This window comes from Corynebacterium renale (assembly GCF_002563965.1).
Lineage (GTDB): Bacteria > Actinomycetota > Actinomycetes > Mycobacteriales > Mycobacteriaceae > Corynebacterium > Corynebacterium renale.
The window spans coordinates 340,063-358,826 of the sequence record NZ_PDJF01000001.1; the positions used below are offsets into that span (position 1 = coordinate 340,063).

Here is an 18,764-nt window from a genome sequence, read left to right on the forward strand (position 1 = left end):
GCAAATATTTTCGTCGACGAGTTCTCCGTTCAACCGTAGTCCACCGGACCCCGCTTTCACACTCCGACCCCGGTAAGGGACAATGGCAGGCATGACTGAACTTCTTATCGTGGGCGCAGGGCCATCCGGATCGACAGCGGCAATCTACGCAGCACGTGCCGGCTACGAGGTCACGCTTATCGACGCCTCCGGTTTCCCCCGCGATAAGACCTGCGGCGACGGGCTCACCCCCCGGGCCATGCATCAACTCCGAACACTCGGTTTAGAAGACATCGTCGCCGGCTATCACAATAAAGGCCTCAAGCTGCACGGCTACGGCGGAAACGTCACCGCCCCGTGGACCGGCCACTACGGGAATACCGGCTCCGCGATGCCGCGCACCCAGTTCGATGCAGCACTTGTCCGCGCAGCCATCGCCGCCAGCGCGACATTCCATAAGGCTCGGGCAACCTCCGTAACCATCACAGACGGGCGCATCGTCCTAGTGGAAACAGATAATGGAGAATTCCGGCCCGACTCTGTGATTATCGCTGATGGGGTGCGTTCGCCCGTCGGCAAGCTTGTGGGCCGGCAGTGGCACCGCGGCGAGGTCTACGGCATCGCCGCCCGGTCTTATGCCTCCTCCCCCTTCCACGACGAACCGTGGATGCATTCCCACGTAGAACTGCGTGATTCCGCCGGCGAGATCCAACCCGGCTACGGCTGGATCTTCCCGCTTGGTAATGGGGACGTCAACATCGGCTGCGGCGCCCTATCCACCAACGAGCGCCCCGCCAAAATCAACACCAAAAAACTGCTGCACGAATACGCGGCCCAGGTTCCCGAATGGCAATTGGGCGAAATCCGCGACGTCACCTCTGCCATGCTGCCCATGGGCGGGGCCGTCTCCGGGGTCGCCGGGTTGAATTGGATGCTTATCGGCGATGCCGCCGCCATGGTCAACCCGCTGAACGGTGAAGGCATCGACTACGGCATGGAAACCGCGGGTTTGGCCGTCGAGATGCTCTCTGAGCGTGACTACCTGGGCTGGCCGACCCTCCTGCGCGAGCACTACGGCCGCGCTTTCTCCCTGGCGCGCACCGCAGCCCGGCTGTTGACCTACCCGCAGTTCCTTCCGTTTGCCGGCCCGATTGCGCTGCGCGGCCCGCTCGGGGCGAAGCTCATGCCGGCTGCTGCGCGGCTCATGGGCAACCTCATCACTGAGGAGGACACGGATCTTATCGCGCGGGCGTGGCGCCTAGCAGGCGGTGCGACGCAGAAGTTTAGTCGCGCGCCACTGTGGGCGTAGTTTTCTGTGGGGTCCCTGTGCGTTAGCTTGGCACGTTCGGGGTGCCAAAAAATTTATATTCATGGAAAACCGGGGATTTTGGCACCCCGAACGTGCAGCCCCTACGCCTTGACTGCGGAGTGCATCGCGACGATGCCACCGGTCAAGTTCTGCCAGCCGCACTCCGTCCAGCCACACTGGTTAATTTCGCGGGCCAGTTCCTCTTGCGACGGCCACGCGCGGATCGATTCGGCCAGGTAAATGTAGGCCTCCGGGTTGGAGGACACCACTTTTGCCACAGCCGGCAAGGCCCGCATCAGGTATTCCTTATACACAGTCTTAAATACGGGGATGACGGGGTCGGAGAACTCGTTGACCGTCAGCCGGCCGCCGGGCTTGGTCACGCGCGCCATCTCGCGCAGGCCGGCGCGGAAATCCTGGATGTTGCGCAGGCCGTAGGAGATGGTGACGGCGTCGAAGGATTCGTCAGCGAACGGCAGACGCATAGCATCACCACACACCTTCGGGACATCACGATGGGCACCAGCGCGCAGCATTCCCTGGGAGAAGTCGCAGGCCACAACCCACGCACCGGACTGGGACAGCTCGACAGTCGACACCGCGGTGCCGGCTGCCAAGTCCAGGACTTTCTCTCCGGGTTTGAGGTTCAGGCGGTCGCGCGTTTTACGTCGCCAATAGCGGTCCTGCCCGAAGGAAAGGACGGTGTTGGTGATGTCGTACTTCTTGCCCACGCCGTCAAACATGCGCGCAACATCAAATGCCTGCTTATCTAGGTTCGCCTTAGCCACAAGGGACCAGTCTAGGCCACGACCGCCCGGTAATGCTCGAACAGGTCAGTGCACACCATGTCCCACGTGGGCACACCAGTTTCCGGGATCAGGGTTCGGGCTTGGGCAATTGCGGCCGGCAGGTGCTCACAAAACTTATCGACGTTCACAAGTACCCCACCGGAACCCACCAAGTCCACGGGCCCACCGGCCCGCGGGGCCACGACGGGCAGCCCGCTGGCTTGGGCCTCCTGGATGGTTTGGCAAAACGTTTCGTGCTCGCCGGTGTGGACGAAGACATCGAAGCTGGCATACGCGCGGGCCAGGTCCTCTCCGTGGAGGGCGCCGGTAAAGATGGCGTCGGGAAGCTGACGTTGGAGCGCCTCACGCTCGGGCCCATCACCTACAATGACCACCTGCGTACCCGGACCGGCGTGGCGCAGACGCCAAATGTTTTTCTCCGCGGCGAGGCGGCCCACGAACCCCACAACCGTATGCGTATCCGCGCGGAACCGCGCCCGGAGAGCGGGGTCGCGGCGCGTGGGGCTAAAAACCGGGTCCACTCCCCGGCCCCACCGTTGTATCCGCTGGACTCCATGGGCGCGGAGGGCACGCCCGGCCTGCGAAGAAGGAACCAGCGTGCGGCTACAACGATTGTGCAGTTCGCGGGTCCACGCCCACGCAGCGCGAGTGGTCCAGCCCAGGCCGTATTCTGTGGCGAAGCCGGCGACGTCGGTCTGGTAGACGGCGACCGTCGGCACGCGCAGGCGGTTGGCCGCGAGCACCCCGCCGAGCCCGAGCAGGAACGGGGAGGCCAGGTGCACCACGTCGGGACGGAATTCCCGCAAGATCTTGTAGAGCCTGGGCACGGGTAACCCCAGGGGCAAGGAATTGACCTTGGGCAGGAAAAACTGCGGCACGCGAACTACGGGTACCTCTTTGTACGAGGTAGTCTCATTCTCACCCGGCGCGATAATCAGCACCGTGTGCCCGCGGGCGGTCAAGTAATCTACTGCTTTGAGAACCGTGTTCGTCACGCCGTTGACGTGCGGTAGGAACGATTCCGCAACAATAGCTACGCGCATAGACCTTCTGCTTACCTTCTTATCCGGCCGACCAGCCACCACGCGCCCGCGGCAACGAGCGTTGACACCGCGAACACGGACAGTGCTGGGATGATAGACAGCGTCCACTCGCGGCCCTGAACCTTGACCAGATCCGGATCATCTTTGGCGTAGTTCACCCACACCCGTTGTCCTTCTCTTAACCCTGGAGGATAGAGCACCCCGGAGTCCGGCGCATGGTAAATGCCCTCGTGATCCTGGTATTCAACCAATGTTCGCGTCCACGTCACCGCCGTGACATGCGCCAGTGCGCGCCCGGGGTTCTTGGCGATGGTGGCGTCGTTGACCGCCGGCCCCACCACCATGGCCACGCACCCCAGCACGGCGGCCGCGTATAAGGCCATGACCAGCTGGCGTAATCTGCGCGATAACATCACGGGCTCTTATCCTGCAGCGTCCTCGGCGACGCCGCGCAGCCGGGTGTTCAGCGCCTCATGCATCGCCCGGCGCGTATCGCGGCGACACGGGACCTCGATGACCTGGTAGCCGCCGGTTTCTGCGGCGTTTTCTAGCGCCAAAAGCAGGTCCTGGAGGTTTTCTACGCGCTGGTAGTCCACACCGTAGGCAGCGCAGAGCGGTGCGATGTCCACGCCGGTTGGGGTGCCAAAGCCGCGTTCGAAGACGTCGCGGTAAGAAGCACCGCCAATTTCTAGGGTTTCGAAGATGCCGCCGCCGTCGTCGTTAGCTACCACGATGGTGAGGTTTTCCGGGCGCTTCTCGTGCGGGCCGATGAGGAGTCCGCCGACATCGTGGAGGAAGGAAAGATCGCCGGTCAGGGCAACCGTCCGCGGTGCGCGCATCTGATCTGGCTGCGCAGCTTGGTGCGCTAGGGCGACGCCGATGGCTTGGGAGATCGTGCCGTCGATGCCGGCGGCGCCGCGCGGGGAAATGGTGGTCACGCCACCCAGCGGGAAGCCCACGAAGGACGCGTCACGGATCGGGTTCGACGCCGAAATAAACACCGCGTCCCCCACCGCGACCGTGTCCGCCACCGCCGCGGCCACGTGCAGGCCCGTCAACCCGTACTGGGGATCCTCAAGCACCTCGCGCACGGCTTGCGCACCGACGTCGCCAGCTGCCGCACACACGTCGCGCCACTGCTGCGTCGGCTCGCCGGTGGTACGAACTCGCGTTGCGACGGTCGCCTTCCCACTCGGATTCGTGGCCGTCTCAGTGCGCGTCAGGGTAATCGCGTTGTCTACCAGGCCCATGACCGGACGGTGCAGCGTCGGGTGCCCCACCACAATGACCTGCTCCACCAGGGGCGCAAGAATCTGCGCGGCCAACGGGTGCACCGGATAATACGGAGTAGGTGCCGTCGGCTCAGCGATCGTGGGAACCTCTTCGAGATCCGGAACTTCCCAGGCCTCATCGCCGGCAATAACCAGCGTGTTCTTGGACAAGTCCACGGTGACTTCACCGTGGTCGACCCAGTGCGTGACCGGCTTCGGGAACCGCGGGCCTGGAGTTCCTACAGGTTCTGGCAGTTCGCCAAGAAGTGGGACATCCAGCGGCACGTTGATGTGCGCCCGCGCGGGAAGGCCGTCTGCGAAGTCGTCGATAGTGATCGTCTTGGCCCACGGCTCAAAGAGGCCGGGCTGTTCAATCGTCTGCGAGACCCCGCGGCCGACCAAGTGCGCCGGGCGGTCCGCCGACAACACTACGAACGGCACGTGCGCATGCGCCGCCTCCACCATCGCGGGAAGGCAGTTCGCCACAGCAGTCCCGGAGGTCATCACGACCGGAACCGGGCGGAGCTGCACCCGCCCCATTCCGAGTGCGAGGAAGGAGGCGGAGCGTTCGTCGATACGCATATGCACCCGAAGATCCCGGCGCGCCAACAACTCCATGGTCAGCGGCGAATTCCGCGAGCCCGGGCAAATAACAACATCCGTGCAGTGCTGCGCCACAACCTCTGCGACGTGGCGTGCAATCTGGGGCGAAGAAAGAACAGACACAAGTACCCTGACTAGCTAGTTCGTGTCGTTGGAATTGGGGGAAACAAACTGGTCCAGCAGCGAATCGAGCGTGTTCTGGCCAGTTGTCGGTGCCTCACGTTGGTCCGTCGAGAAGCGATCACGGACCGCGTCCGGGATGGACTGGCGGGACGTCGTGGTGACCGTGGTGGTCTCCGTCGTGGTGGACAACTCCGTGGACGTGGTGGTGTGCGTGACCGGCTCCACCGTGGTCTCGCCCACGTACTTGCCGCCGAAGTATGCGATACCGCCAACAATCAAAGCAGTAGCCAGACCAGTAACCGTAGCCACCAGCGCGGTATTGCGCTTCTGTGGGGGCTGCTCGTAGTACTCGTAACCGTAATCATTCTGGTACGGCTGGCCATAGTCCTGGTTGTAGTCCTGGCCGTAGTTTTGGCCACCGCCCTGACTATTATCCGGAAAATACTGGGTCATAGAAGATAACCGTACGCGGTTGCAATGCGTTTTTGCCACCAGGCCACCCGGTCTGGCGCGGCCTCCAGTTCGTCGATGCGCGTCGGCACGACCCGAGCCGTGGAAATCTTCCCATCCACTATGGGCACATCTGCCACATCCTGCTCAAACAGGGTGGTCGTGGCAAGACCCGCCGCCAACGAACCGTAACTAGCAGCCACTACACCGCTATACAGCCCGACGGCCGTGTCCAAAGCACTCGCCACAGTAATAGGAAGGCCCAACTTTTCCTCCAACGCGAGCACATTGCGCACGCCACCCAGCGGGGCCACCTTCACCACCCCGTAATCCACGCGGCCTTTCACCTGCAGCGGGTCGGCGGCTTTGCGGATGGATTCGTCGGCCGCCACCGGCGCATACTCACGCACCCGCTCCAACTCCGCGACCGTGCGGCACGGCTGCTCCATGTATTCAATTGGGCCGAGGCGCCGGGCAGCTTCAATCGCCTGATCTGCGGTCCAGCCCATGTTCGCGTCCACGCGGATCACAGCATCCGGGTTCACTTCACGGACTGCGTTGACGCGCCGGAGGTCGTCGTCAAGCGACTGGCCGGGCTCGGCCACCTTCACTTTGAACGTGTGGCACCCCGGGTAGCGGGCCATGAGTTCGGGCACCTGGGCTGCGTCGACGGCCGGGATTGTGGCGTTGACCTCGACGAAGTCCGACTGGGGTTCGGGTAAGCCAGCGAACGCCGCCTCCAGCCCGGAGGCCAGCCAGCGCGACGACTCCTCCGGCCCGTACTCGAGGAACGGCGAAAACTCACCCCACCCGGCCGGCCCTTCGATGAGGGCGGCCTCCCGGACCGTGATACCGCGGAATTTCACGCGCATCGGCAGGCTGACCACGCGGGTACGGTCCAGGATGTCGTCGATAGTGGGCTTCGGGAAAGACAACTGCATGACCCCACCCTATAGACATCCACCGGCTAGCCCCCTAGGTTGTAAGTATGAAGAAACGATTTCTCGCCCTCACCGCAGCAGTGGCCGTCGCCTGCGGACTAGCGGCACCCGCCCACGCAGCCACCGCCCCCACCACCGGAGTCGAACTTAACGACGGCATCCGCGTCACCAGCACCCTGGAACTCAACCAGAAAACGTCCCGCGACGCAGCCCTCAAAGCAGTGCGCGAGGCCCGAGCACACTACTACGACGACAACATCGTTTTCGAAGGCATCTCACTGCAAAACGCAGTCATGAGCGCCGGGCTTACCCGCGACGACTACGTCAACATTTCCTGGGACCCAGCACTCGAACGCATCGCCATCCAACGCACAGCCGAGGAACTGTACTCCGGGAGCATCGACCACCGACGCCCCGACGGCAGCGAAATCTGGAGTGCCACATACAAGGGAACCCAGAGTTGGGGTGAAAACCTGTGCCAGAACAGTTCCGCCACCGAATGCGTCGCTAGCCTCATCAAACCCGAAGAAGACGCCCTGAAAGCCGCCAACGGGTACTCGGCAGAAGGAAACGGACACCTACACAGCATCCTCAACCCGCGTTTCCGGGCCGTAGGCTTTTCCTACATTCACAAGTTCGGAGCCATGCAGCTTGGCGACACGCACTCCGGCGAAACCGCAGCCGCACCTACAGGTACCCAAACGGTCTCCGTCGCTGTGCCCGAATCTGACATCGAAGAATTCAGGACCCAACTGGGCACATCCACGCTGCGCGTCGGACGCACAACGACCTACGGAATGAGCCACAACGGCTACACCATTCCGGGCACGATTACCGTCGATGACCCCAGCATTGCCTCCGTCACCGGCAACCGGATCCAAGCCCTCAGCGAAGGAACCACCACCGTGCGCTACACCTCCGAAGACGGGAAATACACCGGCAGCGCCAAGCTCACAGTGGATAACTCAGCCCCAACGGGTTCGTCGAGTTCCCAGCTCAGCGGCGGAGCAATCGGAGGCATCATCGTTGCCATCCTGGCCCTGATCACCGCAGCTGCTTCCACACTGGTCTAAGCGCTTCATTTCCGGCCCGGGTTGCTCGGCTAGGGTGAAAAGCTATGAAGAGCTATTCCACCGAGCAACCCTTTAAACCCGAACTCTGGGAACCGGTCCCCGGCTTCGAAGACTTCACCGACGTCACTTACCACCGGCTCAAAGGCGACAAGCGTAACGACGGCATCGTCCGCATCGCCTTCGACCGCCCGGAAGTACGCAACGCCTTCCGCCCCCACACTGTCGACGAACTTTACCGCGCGCTCGACCACGCGCGCATGACCCCCGACGTGGGCACGGTCCTCCTTACCGGCAACGGCCCCTCCACCAAAGACGGTGGCTGGGCGTTCTGCTCTGGCGGCGACCAACGCATCCGCGGGCGTTCCGGCTACCAATACGCCACCGCGCACGAACACGACGACGCCACCGCCGACGCCTCCACCGTGGACGCCGCCCGCACCAAAGCCGAAGGCGGGCGCCTCCACATCCTCGAAGTCCAGCGCCTCATCCGCACCATGCCCAAGGTGGTTATCGCTGTAGTCAACGGCTGGGCTGCCGGCGGCGGGCACTCGCTGCACGTGGTCTGCGATATGACTATCGCCTCCCGCCAAGAGGCCCGCTTCAAGCAAACCGACGCCGACGTGGGCTCTTTCGACGCCGGTTACGGCTCCGCCTACCTAGCCAAGATGGTCGGCCAAAAATTTGCCCGCGAGATCTTCTTCCTTGGCCGCACCTACGACGCTGAGGAAATGCAGCGCATGGGCGCCGTGAACATTGTGGCTGACCACGCAGACCTTGAGGACGAGGCCATCCAGGCCGGCCGAGAAATCAATGGCAAATCTCCGACAGCACAGCGCATGCTCAAGTTCGCATTCAACCTCACCGACGACGGGCTCATGGGCCAGCAGGTCTTCGCCGGCGAAGCCACCCGCCTGGCCTACATGACCGACGAAGCCGTCGAAGGCCGCGATTCCTTCCTAGAAAAGCGCGACCCGGATTGGTCAGAGTTCCCGTATTACTACTAGGTAAAGAGGGCGGGGCATTTAATCGGTAGCAAGCTAATCACCCCATTTCTTGTGGTCATTCTCAACCAACAGGATGTGGTACTTGATTTTCATTCCGTGCCGCATACACTGGTTTTCGATAGCTAGGGCTGAAATAGTGCCCCGAGCGTCAACCGCTCTGAGGGCCTTGCCAATTGGCAAGGCCCTTATTCGTTTATCAACGCAATCTTCCAGGCAATTCGCCTGGCCTATACAGCTGAGATTGGCGAGCCTGGCACCTCTGTCCCACGAGCAACGAAGCCGACGTGCAATCTCGCCTTTCTCGCATCACGCAGGATTACGCTGCCACACCATGCAAGTTAAAGATGTGTCCCACAGTGGTATCCCCACAATCGCGCCACCCCGCCCGGGCGACCGCGTGCGCGCTCCACACGAACACAGACGCTACCGATGAAGCCCCACGGTTGTTAACCTAAAGTTCACTTCCCTATTACCTGTTGGATTTTTAAGTATCTTCCAGAAGAATTCCCCCTTAACACCCCCGTCGAAAGCTGCGAATCCGCTGGACATTACTTGACGGCGTCCCATCATTGGCCACAACCCCGTACATCAAACCACCCCTTAACGGGGTTAGACTCAAAAATTTGAAGACGGAAACGATTTCGTTTTTTACCCCTGGCCTGCGAAACTAGCCGCTGTGACGGAACTGCTCATCCTATTCATCGTGATCGCCACCGCGTTGGTGTTCGACTTCACGAACGGTTTCCATGACACCGGCAACGCGATGGCTACCTCCATCGCCACAGGCGCCCTCAAACCCCGAGTGGCGGTCGGCTTGTCAGCAATCTTGAACCTCGTCGGCGCATTTTTGTCGGTGGAGGTGGCAACCACAGTGGCCAAAGGCATCGTTGACCTCGATCAATTCGACCTCACCGATGCGTACGATTCCCACAAACTTCTCCTCGTCGTTTTTGCAGGCCTCATAGGCGCAATTGTGTGGAATGTCCTGACCTGGCTTTTCGGTATGCCAAGCTCCTCCTCGCACGCGCTGTTCGGTGGCCTGATCGGTGCGGCGCTGTGCTCCCTGGGCCTCGACGGCGTGGTCTGGGGCGGAGTTATTTCCAAGGTTGTGATCCCCGCAGTCGCTGCCCCGGTGGTCGCCGGCCTCGTCGCTGCGCTGGGCACATTCTTGGTGTACGCCCTCACCCAGGCGCTGCCTCACAAGCGCACGGAGGAGAAATTCCGCTGGGGCCAGATTTGTTCGGCGTCCCTGGTTTCGCTCGCGCACGGTACTAACGATGCACAGAAGACCATGGGCGTGATTTTCTTGTCGCTGGTTGCAACGGGCCACCTGCACCCGGAGGATCATATTCCGTTCTGGGTGAAGGCAGCATGTGCCATCGCGATCGCCTTGGGCACGTACACGGGCGGCTGGCGTGTGATTCGCACGCTGGGCAAGGGCCTGGTGGAAATTTCTGCACCGCAGGGTATGGCGGCGGAGGCGTCGTCGGCAGCCATCATTTTGACCTCGTCTCACTTCGGCATGGCGCTATCCACCACCCACGTCGCGACGGGTTCGATCATGGGTTCCGGTGTAGGCCACCCAGGCGCGAAGGTCCGTTGGTCACTGGCTGGACGCATGGCTATCGCCTGGATCGTGACACTCCCAGCTGCGGCGGCCGTCGGAGCTGCTCTGTGGTGGCTTTCCCACGAGGTTGGCCTGGTCACGAATGAGATGACGGGCGTCCTCGTAGCCTTCGCGGTGCTGTTGATTCTGCTGGCATGGATTTTCATCCGTTCCCTGCGCGCGCCGGTCAACCCGGACAATGTCAATGATGAGTGGCAGGAGGCCAAATAATGGATTTCTGGGCAATGGGTAAATCGCTTCTCGACGTCCTCATCGTCGGCCTCATCCTCGGCACCGGCCTGCCCGCCCTCTTTGCCTTGGGCATCCGGTGGACCACCCCGTCGGGACCGGAGCACGCTGCCCCGGGTGAAGATCCTGGCCGACGCCACTTCACCAACAAGCCGTTGGGCTACCTGTGCTTTGCCATCATCGCGGCGGCCGTGCTCTTTGGCATCCTGTGGATTACAAAGTCCACGATCCACCAGTACTTTGGATGGGACATCTTCGGTACTCACTAAGCTAAGCAGTATGCGCACTTTGGAAGTACTGCTTATCGACGACCCCCTGTCGGCCCTCCCCCACATCGAGGAGGCCCTGGAGGGTCGTCGTTCTTTTCTGCCCGTTCCCGCCCACGACCCCAACCGGGCGGGACTTCTGCGTACCACCCAACGGGCCGGCGAACCAATTGAAGAAGACGTTGCACTTGTCATGTGCACGTCCGGTTCGACGGGCACCCCAAAAGGCGCGCTGCTCTCTGCACAAAATCTGCGCGCCTCGGTGCAGGCCACCGCTGAAATCATCGGGCAAGGCTCCTGGGTGTTGGCTATGCCGGCGCACTACATCGCCGGGATGCAGGTTCTGGTGCGCTCAGTTTTAGCCGGCACGACCCCGCAGGTCCTCGATGTGCGTGGCGGATTTTCTATCCCGGACTTCGCTCGCTTGCGCGGCGACTACGTCTCGCTGACCCCTATGCAATTGCTCAAGGCCATGGACTACCTCGACGGTATCGAAGCACTGCGCGAATACAAGGCCGTGCTCGTCGGCGGGGCGGGTATCCCCGATGACGCGCTGCGCGCGGCCAAGGAGCTGGGCATTACCGTGGTGACTACCTACGGAGCCTCCGAAACCGCAGGCGGATGCGTGTACAACGGATACCCGATTCCCGGCGCGCATGTAGCTTTGGACGGGCAGCGCGTGGTCCTATCCGGGCCGATGGTCGCACGCGGTTACCGCACCCCCGACCCCGCGCTCCAAGACGGCACGTTCTACACCTCGGATGCTGGCCAGCTTATCGACGGCCGCCTGGAAATCTTGGGCCGCATGGACACCATCATTGATTCAGGCGGGGTGAAGGTCCATCCGGAGGTCGTCGAGAAGCATCTTTTGAACGTGGATGGGGTCAGTGCCGCAGCTGTTGTGGGCATCCCAGATCCACGCCTGGGCACGGCCGTGGCCTGCGGTTATGAGGGCACGGCGTCCCCGCTGGAGGTTATTGCCGCGCTCAACGATGCCGAGCTGCCGGCCTGGGAGATTCCGCGCGAGATTCGGCAGATGGAGTTACCGAAGTTGTCGTCCGGGAAGGTGGACCGGCTGAAATTGCAGCAGGTGTTAGCAGGCTAAATCTTCTTCAGTCTTGTCTCCCCCCCTCTTCCATGTAACGTGGCTCATATCTCGACTGTGGTTGTACCCCTTAGTGAAAATGAGGTCACGGCATGCCGGAACACATGAAAAAGCCTCTATTCGGAACTATCGCTATCACTTGTTTACTTGCAACCGCGGGGTGTGGGACACAAGTTACCCCGCTGACGCAGGCGGCCCTCGACGGTGAACCTTTTACCGTCGAGCAGGCCCTAGGCGATTCCGTTGTTAGCGCGTACGCGTTCTGCCCCTATACTTCCAAAGAACTCGGCGAACAGCTTGGCTTCAACGCTGACGATTTTTATGGCATCGATGACAATCCACAGGCTTGGGAAACCGAAACGGGCATCGGCGTCCTTTTCGAAGACGGCTCCTCACAGGTGGAGTGGTTTGACCCGCGTGAGGTCAGCGCCTGCGAGGACAGAATGCAAACAGGTACGGAGATTGATGCGGGGTCCCCAATTACTGTGCATAAAGAATCCAGAGAATTCGCTAATGGGACGACCAGCGAAGTGGCTGTCCTGAAATACTAGTACCCCACACTGGGCCCTTTAGGGTGCCCGAAAGCCACTTCCATGCTCCGCATCTGGCACAGTAGATAGGTTGGAACTACAGCAGATTGTGGAGGCATAACTGGTGGCAACATTCGCTCAGTGGAAAGAGGGCGCACGCCCGCATACGTGGGCTAACGCGTGGGCACCCGTCATCGTTGGTTCAGCAGCCGCATACTACAACGGGGAATTCTCCTGGTGGCGTGGCCTGCTGGCACTGATCGTGTCGTGGGCGCTCATCATCGGGGTGAATTTCTCCAACGACTATTCCGACGGCATCCGCGGCACCGATGAAGACCGCACCGGCCCACTCCGCCTTACGGGCTCGGGGCTCGCCGCACCAGAAACAGTGAAGCGTGCTGCATTCATCTGCTTCGGCGTGGCAGCACTCGCCGGAATTGTGCTGGCTATCGACGTCGCATGGTGGCTGATCCTGGTGGGCATGTTCTGCATCGCTGGCGCCTGGTTCTACACCGGCGGTAAAAATCCCTACGGTTACCGGGGCTTCGGCGAAGTGGCGGTCTTCATTTTCTTCGGGCTCATCGCTGTTCTGGGCACCGAGTTCATCCACCGCGGAAAACTGTCGTGGGTAGGCCTGGCCTGCGCCGTGGGCGTCGGCGCGATCTCGGCGGGAGTGAACCTGGCGAACAATCTGCGCGACATCCCCACCGACCAGGCAAGTGGCAAGATTACGCTCGCCGTCACGCTTGGCGACGCCCGCACCCGCCTGGTCTACTGCCTCCTGGTAGCAACGCCGTTTATCATGTCCATCCTGTTAGCTTTCGCCAGCCCGTGGACGTTGCTCAGTTTCGCCGCGCTGGCCCTGGTACTGCCCGCTGCGCGTCCGGTTGTCCGGGGCGTAACCGGCAAAGCTTTGATCCCCGTCATCGGAGCGACGGGCAAAGCCATGCTCGCCTGGGCTGTACTCACCGCCCTAGGCCTGGTCTTGGGCTAGTTTCCGGGACCGAAGGCGGCTCCGAAGGAATTCTGGAATACCTCTCTACGAAGTACATCGCACGCCCGTAGCGGTGAAGCGCTGTCCGTTGGCCCCCGTTTCCCCTGTTCGGCAGGAAGAGCGGGGGCCGATTTCTATTACACTGTAAATTTCTCCTGAATATAGAAATATTTCTAGTACACTGTAAATTATGAAAGATTTGGTCCCGCGTAAGCGCTATCTCGACGAACTGACGACACACGTCGATGCTGACATCGTCAGAATCATCACTGGCGTTCGGCGTTGTGGCAAATCTTCATTGCTAGAAATGTATCGGCGACATCTTTTGGCTCACGGCGCCACACATGAGCAGATAGTCAGCATTAATTTCGAAGACTTTGCTAACGACACTCTCCGGGATCCCCACACCTTTCACGACTATGTGAAGCAACGAGTTGCAGAGGGCGCCACGTATCTCCACGTGGATGAAGTTCAGGAACTGAGCGAATGGCCCCGGGTTATCAATTCACTACGCACCACCACTGACTTGGAAATTATCGTTACCGGTTCTAACGCTTCAATTTTCGCCAGCAAAGACGCTACCTATATGGCAGGGCGATACCTCCAGCTCGATATGTTTCCTTTGTCGCTCGCAGAATTTCGCGACTTCACCGGAACAGCAGGTAGCCTGGCGGAGTCATATGTGGAGCTCCTGAAAAACGGGTCACTGCCTGGCGTCGTTACGCTTTCCGACGACCGACTTACCCGCCAGTTCAACTCCGCAGTTTTCGACTCAATCTTCACACGCGACATCACCATCGCCGGCGACGTCCGCGATACCGAAATCTTTCTCCGCATCGCCCGCTACATCTTTGACAACGCAGGGTCACCCGTAGCCGTTTCCAAGATTGCCGGCACACTGACCTCCAGCGGGCACAAAGTAAACCATGGGACCGTTGACCGTTACCTCAGTCTGATGCGTAACGCCCACCTCATTTATCCCTGCTACAGGTACGACATTCGTGGTCGAGAGTGGCTGCGCACGAATCCAAAGTTCTACTGGGTTGATCCCGGGCTACGCAACGCGCTCCTCGGCTCCTCGTTTACATCAAACCGTGGCCACGACTTAGAGAATATGGTTTATCTAGAGTTACTACGTCGCGGGTGGGAGGTATCCACCGGAAAGACAGCAACAGGGGAAATTGATTTCGTCGCGCAACAAGGTGAAGACACCAGATACATCCAGGTGGCGCTGCACACCATGGACGACGCAACTCTCAGCCGTGAAGTAAACGCCTTCAACGGGCTACCGGCCGGCGCACGGTGCTACCTCATCACCACCGATACCGTGCCACCTTCGGTAGAACATATCGAACACGTCGACGCCTTCGCGTTCCTGGCCGGAGCAGAACTGAAGTAACCACGCTACCCCTGGACTACAGTTCTTCTCTGTGCTTGGTGTCATAACTGGTTTTGCAATTATCCTGTCGGTCATTTTCGTGGGCTACCTGCTGGGTAAAGCCCGCGTCTTCGCCGGCGATCAGGAGCGCCTGGCACTGAACCGGGTGGCGTTCTTCGCCGCGACCCCGGCGCTGATTTTCACGGTCGTGGCGGAATCGAACCCGGAGGAACTCTTCTCCCCCGTTATCGGCGTAAGCGTTGTGGCGATCGCGGGCACCGCGGCCATCTACGTTGCGCTCAGTCGCATTTTCTTCCCCCGCGACCTTGCGACAACAGCCACGGGGGCGGCGTCGGCAAGCTACGTGAACTCCAACAACATTGGCCTGCCGGTGAGCATGTACGTCATCGGCACTGGCGCATACGTGGCCCCGATTCTTGTGATCCAGATGGTGATTCTCACCCCAATCCTGCTGGCGATGCTCGACCGTGGCAAAACGTGGCAGGCCATCCGCAACGCGCTATTCAGCCCACTCGTTGTCATGAGCGCCCTCGGCCTCGTGGTCTGCCTGACCGGGTGGACCGTCCCCGAACCAGTCATGGCGCCGCTGAAAATCCTGGGTGGTGCGTCCATCCCCATGATTTTGATGAGTTTCGGCGCATCACTGACCACCCAAAAAATGCTGGACACCCCCTCTGAACGGCCGGTTATTGTGACATCGACCGTCGTGAAGCTGGTTGTCATGCCTGCACTGGCTGCAGCGATCGGCTGGGCGGTCGGTTTGCGTGACGACGCCCTCTACGCCGCAGTCATCCTCGCAGCACTACCCACCGCACAGAACGTGTACAACTACGCCGCCACCTACCAGCGGGGAACGATCGTGGCGCGCGACACCGTCTTCCTCACAACATTCCTAGCACTGCCGATCATGCTGGTCATCGCACTATTGTTCGGGCGTTAACGCTCCGAGAGCTCCTGGGCGATCCACTCCTTGCGGTCCTTACGGCGCTGATTCCACGCCGCCACCGCGGCGTTGGCTTCCAGACGCATCGTCGGGAAAGTGAGCATCGACAGTGGGAACGCCACGATAAGTGCCAGCAGGGCGCTCATCACCAATGGCACCGGCGCGCCGATGAGGACAGCCGCCACCTGAATGATGACCGTCAGCACGATAAACAGGCCGAGGCGGGCCAAGCCGTACTTAGCCAGGGCCTTGTTCGCCTGGCTGCGCAACTCCTTATCGGAGGACTCATCCGGGTGCTGGGACTCTAGGTTTTCGGTATTCTCGGACACCCCACCTACCGTAGTCGAACCGCGTATCCTTAACTATTAGGACTTTTCACAAGGAGGAATTCATGGGCCGCCTGGTTTTATTACTGCTGATCATCGTCGCCGCCGTACTGGTGTGGAAAGCATTCGGCCCAGGTTCACGCAACCGTAACCAGATGGGCGCGCAGCAACCGCAACGTCAGATCAAGGGCCCTGACGACGATGAAGAATTCCTCTGGAACCTAGAAAAGAACCAGTTCAAGCAGCGGCGCGCCGCCGAAGAAGCCGCAAAAGAAGAAGAGGAGCGCATCCGCCGGGCCCGGAAGCGCTACGGCACAGACGGCACAGACGGCACAGACGGCTCCCGCGGCCCAGGCGGCTCAGGCAGCGAGGGCGGTGAGGGCCCCGATGCCACCGGCGGCGCCGACCCGACCCTGCCACCCAAGCATTAACAGCTGCTAGTCCCCACGCTCCAGCGTTTCTAGCAGGTACTCCCCGTACCCTGATTTCTCCAGCTTCTGCGCCAACACGCGCAACTCGTCCGAAGAGATGTAGCCCATCCTCCAGGCCACTTCTTCGGGCGAACCAATCTTCAGGCCCTGACGCTGCTCGATGGTCCGCACGAAGTCCCCGGCAGCCATGAGCAGGTCCACGGTCCCGGTATCCAACCATGCGGTCCCCCGGGGCAAGACCTCTACGTGCAGTTTGCCACGCCGCAGGTATTCATTATTGATGTCGGTGATTTCCAGTTCCCCGCGGGCGGAAGGCTCCAGGCCAGCAGCAATGTCGACGACCGAGTTGTCGTAGAAGTACAAGCCCGGGACCGCGTAGTTCGAGGCCGGGTGGGCTGGTTTTTCCTCCAACGCGGTGGCCAGACCGTCGGTAAAAGACACCACCCCGTAGGCCTCCGGGTTGGACACCCAGTACGCGAACACGGCTGCACCATCCACATCCGTGAACCGGCGCAGCTGAGTCCCCAGGCCGGCGCCGTAGAAAATATTGTCGCCAAGGACCAGAGCCACGGAATCATTGCCGATGTGGTCGGCACCGATCCGGAAGGCGTCGGCAAGCCCCCGCGGGGCGTCCTGCTGCGCGTACGTGATGTGTACTCCCCACTGGGAGCCGTCGCCGAGCAAGCGCTCGAATTGGGCGCGGTCTTCCGGAGTGGTGATCACGAGGATGTCGCGGATACCCGCCAGCATGAGGGTGGTCAGCGGGTAGTAGACCATCGGTTTGTCGTAGACCGGGACCAACTGTTTGGACACGCCAAAAGTAATGGGCCATAGCCTGGACCCGGTGCCACCTGCGAGGATGATGCCCTTCATTAGTCCTCCTGGTTCGCCAGGACCCAGAAATCTTTGAGTTCCGCGTAGTGGCGGCGAGCGTCGTCGTGAGTTGGCACAGTGACCTCGGCGAGTGCGGGGGCAGTGCGATCCTTCTCAGAGAGGATATATTCCGCATCCGGCCACGGGACGGCGATCTGCTCGTCGAACGGGTTAATCGCGTGCTCGATCTCCGGCTGGTATTCGTGGGTGGTCAGGTAGACCACGGTGGAATCCTCCAGCGCCAGGAAACCGTGCGCGAAGCCGGATTCCAGGTACAACCCCTCCCGGTTTTCAGCGGACAACTCGACGGCGAAATGCTGCAGGTACGTCGGCGAGCCTTCGCGGATATCCACCGCTACGTCCCAGATCCGGCCCGCAACGCAGGTCACGTACTTGGCTTGCCCGGGCGGGACGTCTGCGAAGTGCAGGCCCCGGATGGTGCCGCTTTTCGACGTCGACAAGTTCGCCTGCTGCAGGTCAAAAGGATAACCGGTGGCGTTTTCAAAGTCGCTGGCCTTGAACCATTCCAGGAAAGTGCCTCGGGAATCCTCGTGGACTGTGGGCTGGAAATGCAACAAACCATCAAGCGGTGCGGTAAACATGACCCCAATCGTAGCGCGTGCCCCCGACACCACTGTTCTAGAAGTGTTTTAGAGCGGGAATCCTTGGGCGCGCGCTGCTGCAATGGAGCCGTCTTGTGGCTTCGGTTCAGGGCCGAGCTGTTTCAGGATTTGGTTCGTGTAACTGTCCACGCGATTGTTCGCATCGCGCAGGTCGTAGTAGGTGGTCATGTCGGCGTCGTAATCCTTGAGCGCCTCCGTCCACGATTCGGGGCGCTGGTAACCGTTTTCCATGACGCGGAACTTCTTGGGCATCCGGGGCTTCAGTTGGGGGTCCTGGTTCGGCCAGCCGACGGTCAGGCCAACAACGGGGAACGTCAACTCGGGCAGGTCGAGCGCCTCGATGACCGCAGCGGTGTCATTGTGGATATTGCCCAGGTAATTCGCGCCCATACCCAAAGATTCTGCAGCAACTACCACGTTTTGGGCCATGAGGCAGGCGTCGGTGAAACCTTCGACGAATACCTGCGGGCGCGCCACCCCGGCGCGGTCCCCGCCACGTTCCTCCAAGATCGCCGCGTGGCGGGCGCCGTCAATAATAAAGAGCAGGTATACGGGTGCGCGGCCCACGTATTCTTGCTTCCCGATTTCTGCGAGCCGGGCGCGTAGGCCGGGGTCGGTGACCCGAATAATGCTCGCATGCTGCAGGCCGCGCGAGGATGCGGTGTGCATGGCGACGTCGAAAAGCACCCCTAGCTGTTCGTCCGTGACCGGTTGGTCGGTGAACTCGCGGATGGTGCGGTGGCCTAGTTGCGTTTCAATGGTCTGATTCATGCCCGCAAGTGTACAGACGTTCGAACACTTTGTCGCGCGTGTC

The 18,764-nt window shown here is 61.1% G+C and carries 21 protein-coding genes; 11 read left to right on the top strand and 10 right to left on the bottom strand.

Translation table 11 applies throughout. The features are described from left to right. The first annotated feature begins 91 nt into the window (after positions 1 to 91). Positions 92 to 1,288: a geranylgeranyl reductase family protein gene (locus ATK06_RS01670; protein ID WP_269460722.1), complete on the top strand. Its 1,197-nt coding sequence runs from the start codon at positions 92 to 94 to the stop codon at positions 1,286 to 1,288. A 101-nt stretch (positions 1,289 to 1,389) separates the two neighbouring features. Here the strand turns inward: ATK06_RS01670 and ATK06_RS01675 are convergent, their stop codons facing one another. The 6 genes from ATK06_RS01675 to ATK06_RS01700 are packed head-to-tail and all read right to left on the bottom strand — an operon-like array spanning position 1,390 to position 6,528. Further along, positions 1,390 to 2,076 carry a demethylmenaquinone methyltransferase gene (locus tag ATK06_RS01675; protein WP_048379980.1) on the bottom strand — a complete coding sequence of 229 codons (687 nt, stop codon included), beginning with the start codon at positions 2,074 to 2,076 and terminating at the stop codon, positions 1,390 to 1,392. An 11-nt stretch (positions 2,077 to 2,087) separates the two neighbouring features. Continuing rightward, positions 2,088 to 3,140, bottom strand: coding sequence for a glycosyltransferase family 4 protein (locus ATK06_RS01680; RefSeq protein WP_048379982.1), 1,053 nt, complete (start codon positions 3,138 to 3,140; stop codon positions 2,088 to 2,090). Positions 3,141 to 3,151: 11 nt separating this feature from the next. Next, entirely contained in the window at positions 3,152 to 3,553 is a 402-nt protein-coding gene (locus tag ATK06_RS01685) for a DUF3592 domain-containing protein (protein WP_048379984.1), read from the bottom strand. A gap of 9 nt (positions 3,554 to 3,562) precedes the next feature. Further along, positions 3,563 to 5,137, bottom strand: coding sequence for a thiamine pyrophosphate-binding protein (locus tag ATK06_RS01690; protein WP_098388731.1), 1,575 nt, complete (start codon positions 5,135 to 5,137; stop codon positions 3,563 to 3,565). Positions 5,138 to 5,152: 15 nt separating this feature from the next. After that, positions 5,153 to 5,590, bottom strand: coding sequence for a hypothetical protein (locus ATK06_RS01695; protein ID WP_048379986.1), 438 nt, complete (start codon positions 5,588 to 5,590; stop codon positions 5,153 to 5,155). Next, positions 5,587 to 6,528 carry an o-succinylbenzoate synthase gene (locus tag ATK06_RS01700; RefSeq protein ID WP_098388732.1) on the bottom strand — a complete coding sequence of 314 codons (942 nt, stop codon included), beginning with the start codon at positions 6,526 to 6,528 and terminating at the stop codon, positions 5,587 to 5,589. The genes ATK06_RS01695 and ATK06_RS01700 overlap by 4 nt, the downstream gene beginning before the upstream one ends. Before the next feature lie 47 nt (positions 6,529 to 6,575). On the opposite strand from ATK06_RS01700, the gene ATK06_RS01705 reads away from it, so the two are divergent. The 9 genes from ATK06_RS01705 (at position 6,576) to ATK06_RS01745 (ending at position 15,694) form a co-directional block, all read left to right on the top strand. Then, a complete protein-coding gene (locus tag ATK06_RS01705; RefSeq protein WP_098388733.1) occupies positions 6,576 to 7,601 on the top strand; it encodes a CAP domain-containing protein in 1,026 nt (341 codons plus the stop codon). A gap of 44 nt (positions 7,602 to 7,645) precedes the next feature. After that, the gene (locus tag ATK06_RS01710; protein WP_048379990.1) at positions 7,646 to 8,605 is read left to right on the top strand and encodes a 1,4-dihydroxy-2-naphthoyl-CoA synthase; all 960 of its coding nucleotides are present in this window, start codon (positions 7,646 to 7,648) and stop codon (positions 8,603 to 8,605) included. Between the two features lie 676 nt (positions 8,606 to 9,281). After that, positions 9,282 to 10,442: an inorganic phosphate transporter gene (locus ATK06_RS01715; RefSeq protein WP_098388734.1), complete on the top strand. Its 1,161-nt coding sequence runs from the start codon at positions 9,282 to 9,284 to the stop codon at positions 10,440 to 10,442. Then, positions 10,442 to 10,729 (top strand): hypothetical protein, encoded by a 288-nt coding sequence (locus ATK06_RS01720; RefSeq protein WP_048379996.1) that lies wholly within the window; start codon positions 10,442 to 10,444, stop codon positions 10,727 to 10,729. Before ATK06_RS01715 ends, ATK06_RS01720 begins: the two co-directional genes overlap by 1 nt. Before the next feature lie 10 nt (positions 10,730 to 10,739). Next, positions 10,740 to 11,831: an o-succinylbenzoate--CoA ligase gene (menE, locus tag ATK06_RS01725; protein ID WP_048379997.1), complete on the top strand. Its 1,092-nt coding sequence runs from the start codon at positions 10,740 to 10,742 to the stop codon at positions 11,829 to 11,831. A 104-nt stretch (positions 11,832 to 11,935) separates the two neighbouring features. Further along, a complete protein-coding gene (locus tag ATK06_RS01730; protein ID WP_143341371.1) occupies positions 11,936 to 12,382 on the top strand; it encodes a hypothetical protein in 447 nt (148 codons plus the stop codon). A gap of 103 nt (positions 12,383 to 12,485) precedes the next feature. Next, a complete protein-coding gene (locus ATK06_RS01735; protein ID WP_231913467.1) occupies positions 12,486 to 13,355 on the top strand; it encodes a 1,4-dihydroxy-2-naphthoate polyprenyltransferase in 870 nt (289 codons plus the stop codon). A 190-nt stretch (positions 13,356 to 13,545) separates the two neighbouring features. Next, positions 13,546 to 14,754: an ATP-binding protein gene (locus ATK06_RS01740; protein ID WP_048380002.1), complete on the top strand. Its 1,209-nt coding sequence runs from the start codon at positions 13,546 to 13,548 to the stop codon at positions 14,752 to 14,754. A 31-nt stretch (positions 14,755 to 14,785) separates the two neighbouring features. Beyond that, positions 14,786 to 15,694 (top strand): AEC family transporter, encoded by a 909-nt coding sequence (locus ATK06_RS01745; protein WP_048380004.1) that lies wholly within the window; start codon positions 14,786 to 14,788, stop codon positions 15,692 to 15,694. Here the strand turns inward: ATK06_RS01745 and ATK06_RS01750 are convergent. Continuing rightward, the gene (locus ATK06_RS01750) at positions 15,691 to 16,026 is read right to left on the bottom strand and encodes a DUF4229 domain-containing protein (protein ID WP_231913466.1); all 336 of its coding nucleotides are present in this window, start codon (positions 16,024 to 16,026) and stop codon (positions 15,691 to 15,693) included. The two genes, ATK06_RS01745 and ATK06_RS01750, sit on opposite strands and share 4 nt — an antisense overlap. A gap of 62 nt (positions 16,027 to 16,088) precedes the next feature. On the opposite strand from ATK06_RS01750, the gene ATK06_RS01755 reads away from it, so the two are divergent. Then, complete coding sequence (locus ATK06_RS01755; protein ID WP_048380008.1) at positions 16,089 to 16,454, top strand: hypothetical protein; 366 nt, start codon at positions 16,089 to 16,091, stop codon at positions 16,452 to 16,454. A gap of 6 nt (positions 16,455 to 16,460) precedes the next feature. Here the strand turns inward: ATK06_RS01755 and rfbA are convergent, their stop codons facing one another. From rfbA to ATK06_RS01770, 3 genes are read right to left on the bottom strand one after another with little or no spacing between them, the layout of a single operon-like run. Beyond that, positions 16,461 to 17,327: a glucose-1-phosphate thymidylyltransferase RfbA gene (rfbA, locus tag ATK06_RS01760; protein ID WP_048380011.1), complete on the bottom strand. Its 867-nt coding sequence runs from the start codon at positions 17,325 to 17,327 to the stop codon at positions 16,461 to 16,463. Beyond that, entirely contained in the window at positions 17,327 to 17,929 is a 603-nt protein-coding gene (gene rfbC, locus ATK06_RS01765; RefSeq protein ID WP_048380212.1) for a dTDP-4-dehydrorhamnose 3,5-epimerase, read from the bottom strand. The genes rfbA and rfbC overlap by 1 nt, the downstream gene beginning before the upstream one ends. 48 nt (positions 17,930 to 17,977) lie before the next feature. Further along, positions 17,978 to 18,721 carry an NADPH-dependent oxidoreductase gene (locus ATK06_RS01770; protein ID WP_098388735.1) on the bottom strand — a complete coding sequence of 248 codons (744 nt, stop codon included), beginning with the start codon at positions 18,719 to 18,721 and terminating at the stop codon, positions 17,978 to 17,980. Positions 18,722 to 18,764 lie beyond the last annotated feature (43 nt).

Bases quoted from the DNA above. Each gene is read 5' to 3' on its own strand.
- menE (WP_048379997.1), top strand. From the start codon at position 10,740: ATGCGCACTTTGGAAGTACTGCTTATCGACGACCCCCTGTCGGCCCTC.
- ATK06_RS01695 (WP_048379986.1), bottom strand. From the start codon at position 5,590: ATGACCCAGTATTTTCCGGATAATAGTCAGGGCGGTGGCCAAAACTAC.
- ATK06_RS01720 (WP_048379996.1), top strand. From the start codon at position 10,442: ATGGATTTCTGGGCAATGGGTAAATCGCTTCTCGACGTCCTCATCGTC.
- rfbA (WP_048380011.1), bottom strand. From the start codon at position 17,327: ATGAAGGGCATCATCCTCGCAGGTGGCACCGGGTCCAGGCTATGGCCC.
- ATK06_RS01740 (WP_048380002.1), top strand. From the start codon at position 13,546: ATGAAAGATTTGGTCCCGCGTAAGCGCTATCTCGACGAACTGACGACA.
- ATK06_RS01670 (WP_269460722.1), top strand. From the start codon at position 92: ATGACTGAACTTCTTATCGTGGGCGCAGGGCCATCCGGATCGACAGCG.
- ATK06_RS01770 (WP_098388735.1), bottom strand. From the start codon at position 18,721: ATGAATCAGACCATTGAAACGCAACTAGGCCACCGCACCATCCGCGAG.
- ATK06_RS01755 (WP_048380008.1), top strand. From the start codon at position 16,089: ATGGGCCGCCTGGTTTTATTACTGCTGATCATCGTCGCCGCCGTACTG.
- ATK06_RS01710 (WP_048379990.1), top strand. From the start codon at position 7,646: ATGAAGAGCTATTCCACCGAGCAACCCTTTAAACCCGAACTCTGGGAA.
- ATK06_RS01730 (WP_143341371.1), top strand. From the start codon at position 11,936: ATGAAAAAGCCTCTATTCGGAACTATCGCTATCACTTGTTTACTTGCA.
- ATK06_RS01680 (WP_048379982.1), bottom strand. From the start codon at position 3,140: ATGCGCGTAGCTATTGTTGCGGAATCGTTCCTACCGCACGTCAACGGC.
- ATK06_RS01685 (WP_048379984.1), bottom strand. From the start codon at position 3,553: ATGTTATCGCGCAGATTACGCCAGCTGGTCATGGCCTTATACGCGGCC.
- ATK06_RS01705 (WP_098388733.1), top strand. From the start codon at position 6,576: ATGAAGAAACGATTTCTCGCCCTCACCGCAGCAGTGGCCGTCGCCTGC.
- rfbC (WP_048380212.1), bottom strand. From the start codon at position 17,929: ATGTTTACCGCACCGCTTGATGGTTTGTTGCATTTCCAGCCCACAGTC.
- ATK06_RS01700 (WP_098388732.1), bottom strand. From the start codon at position 6,528: ATGCAGTTGTCTTTCCCGAAGCCCACTATCGACGACATCCTGGACCGT.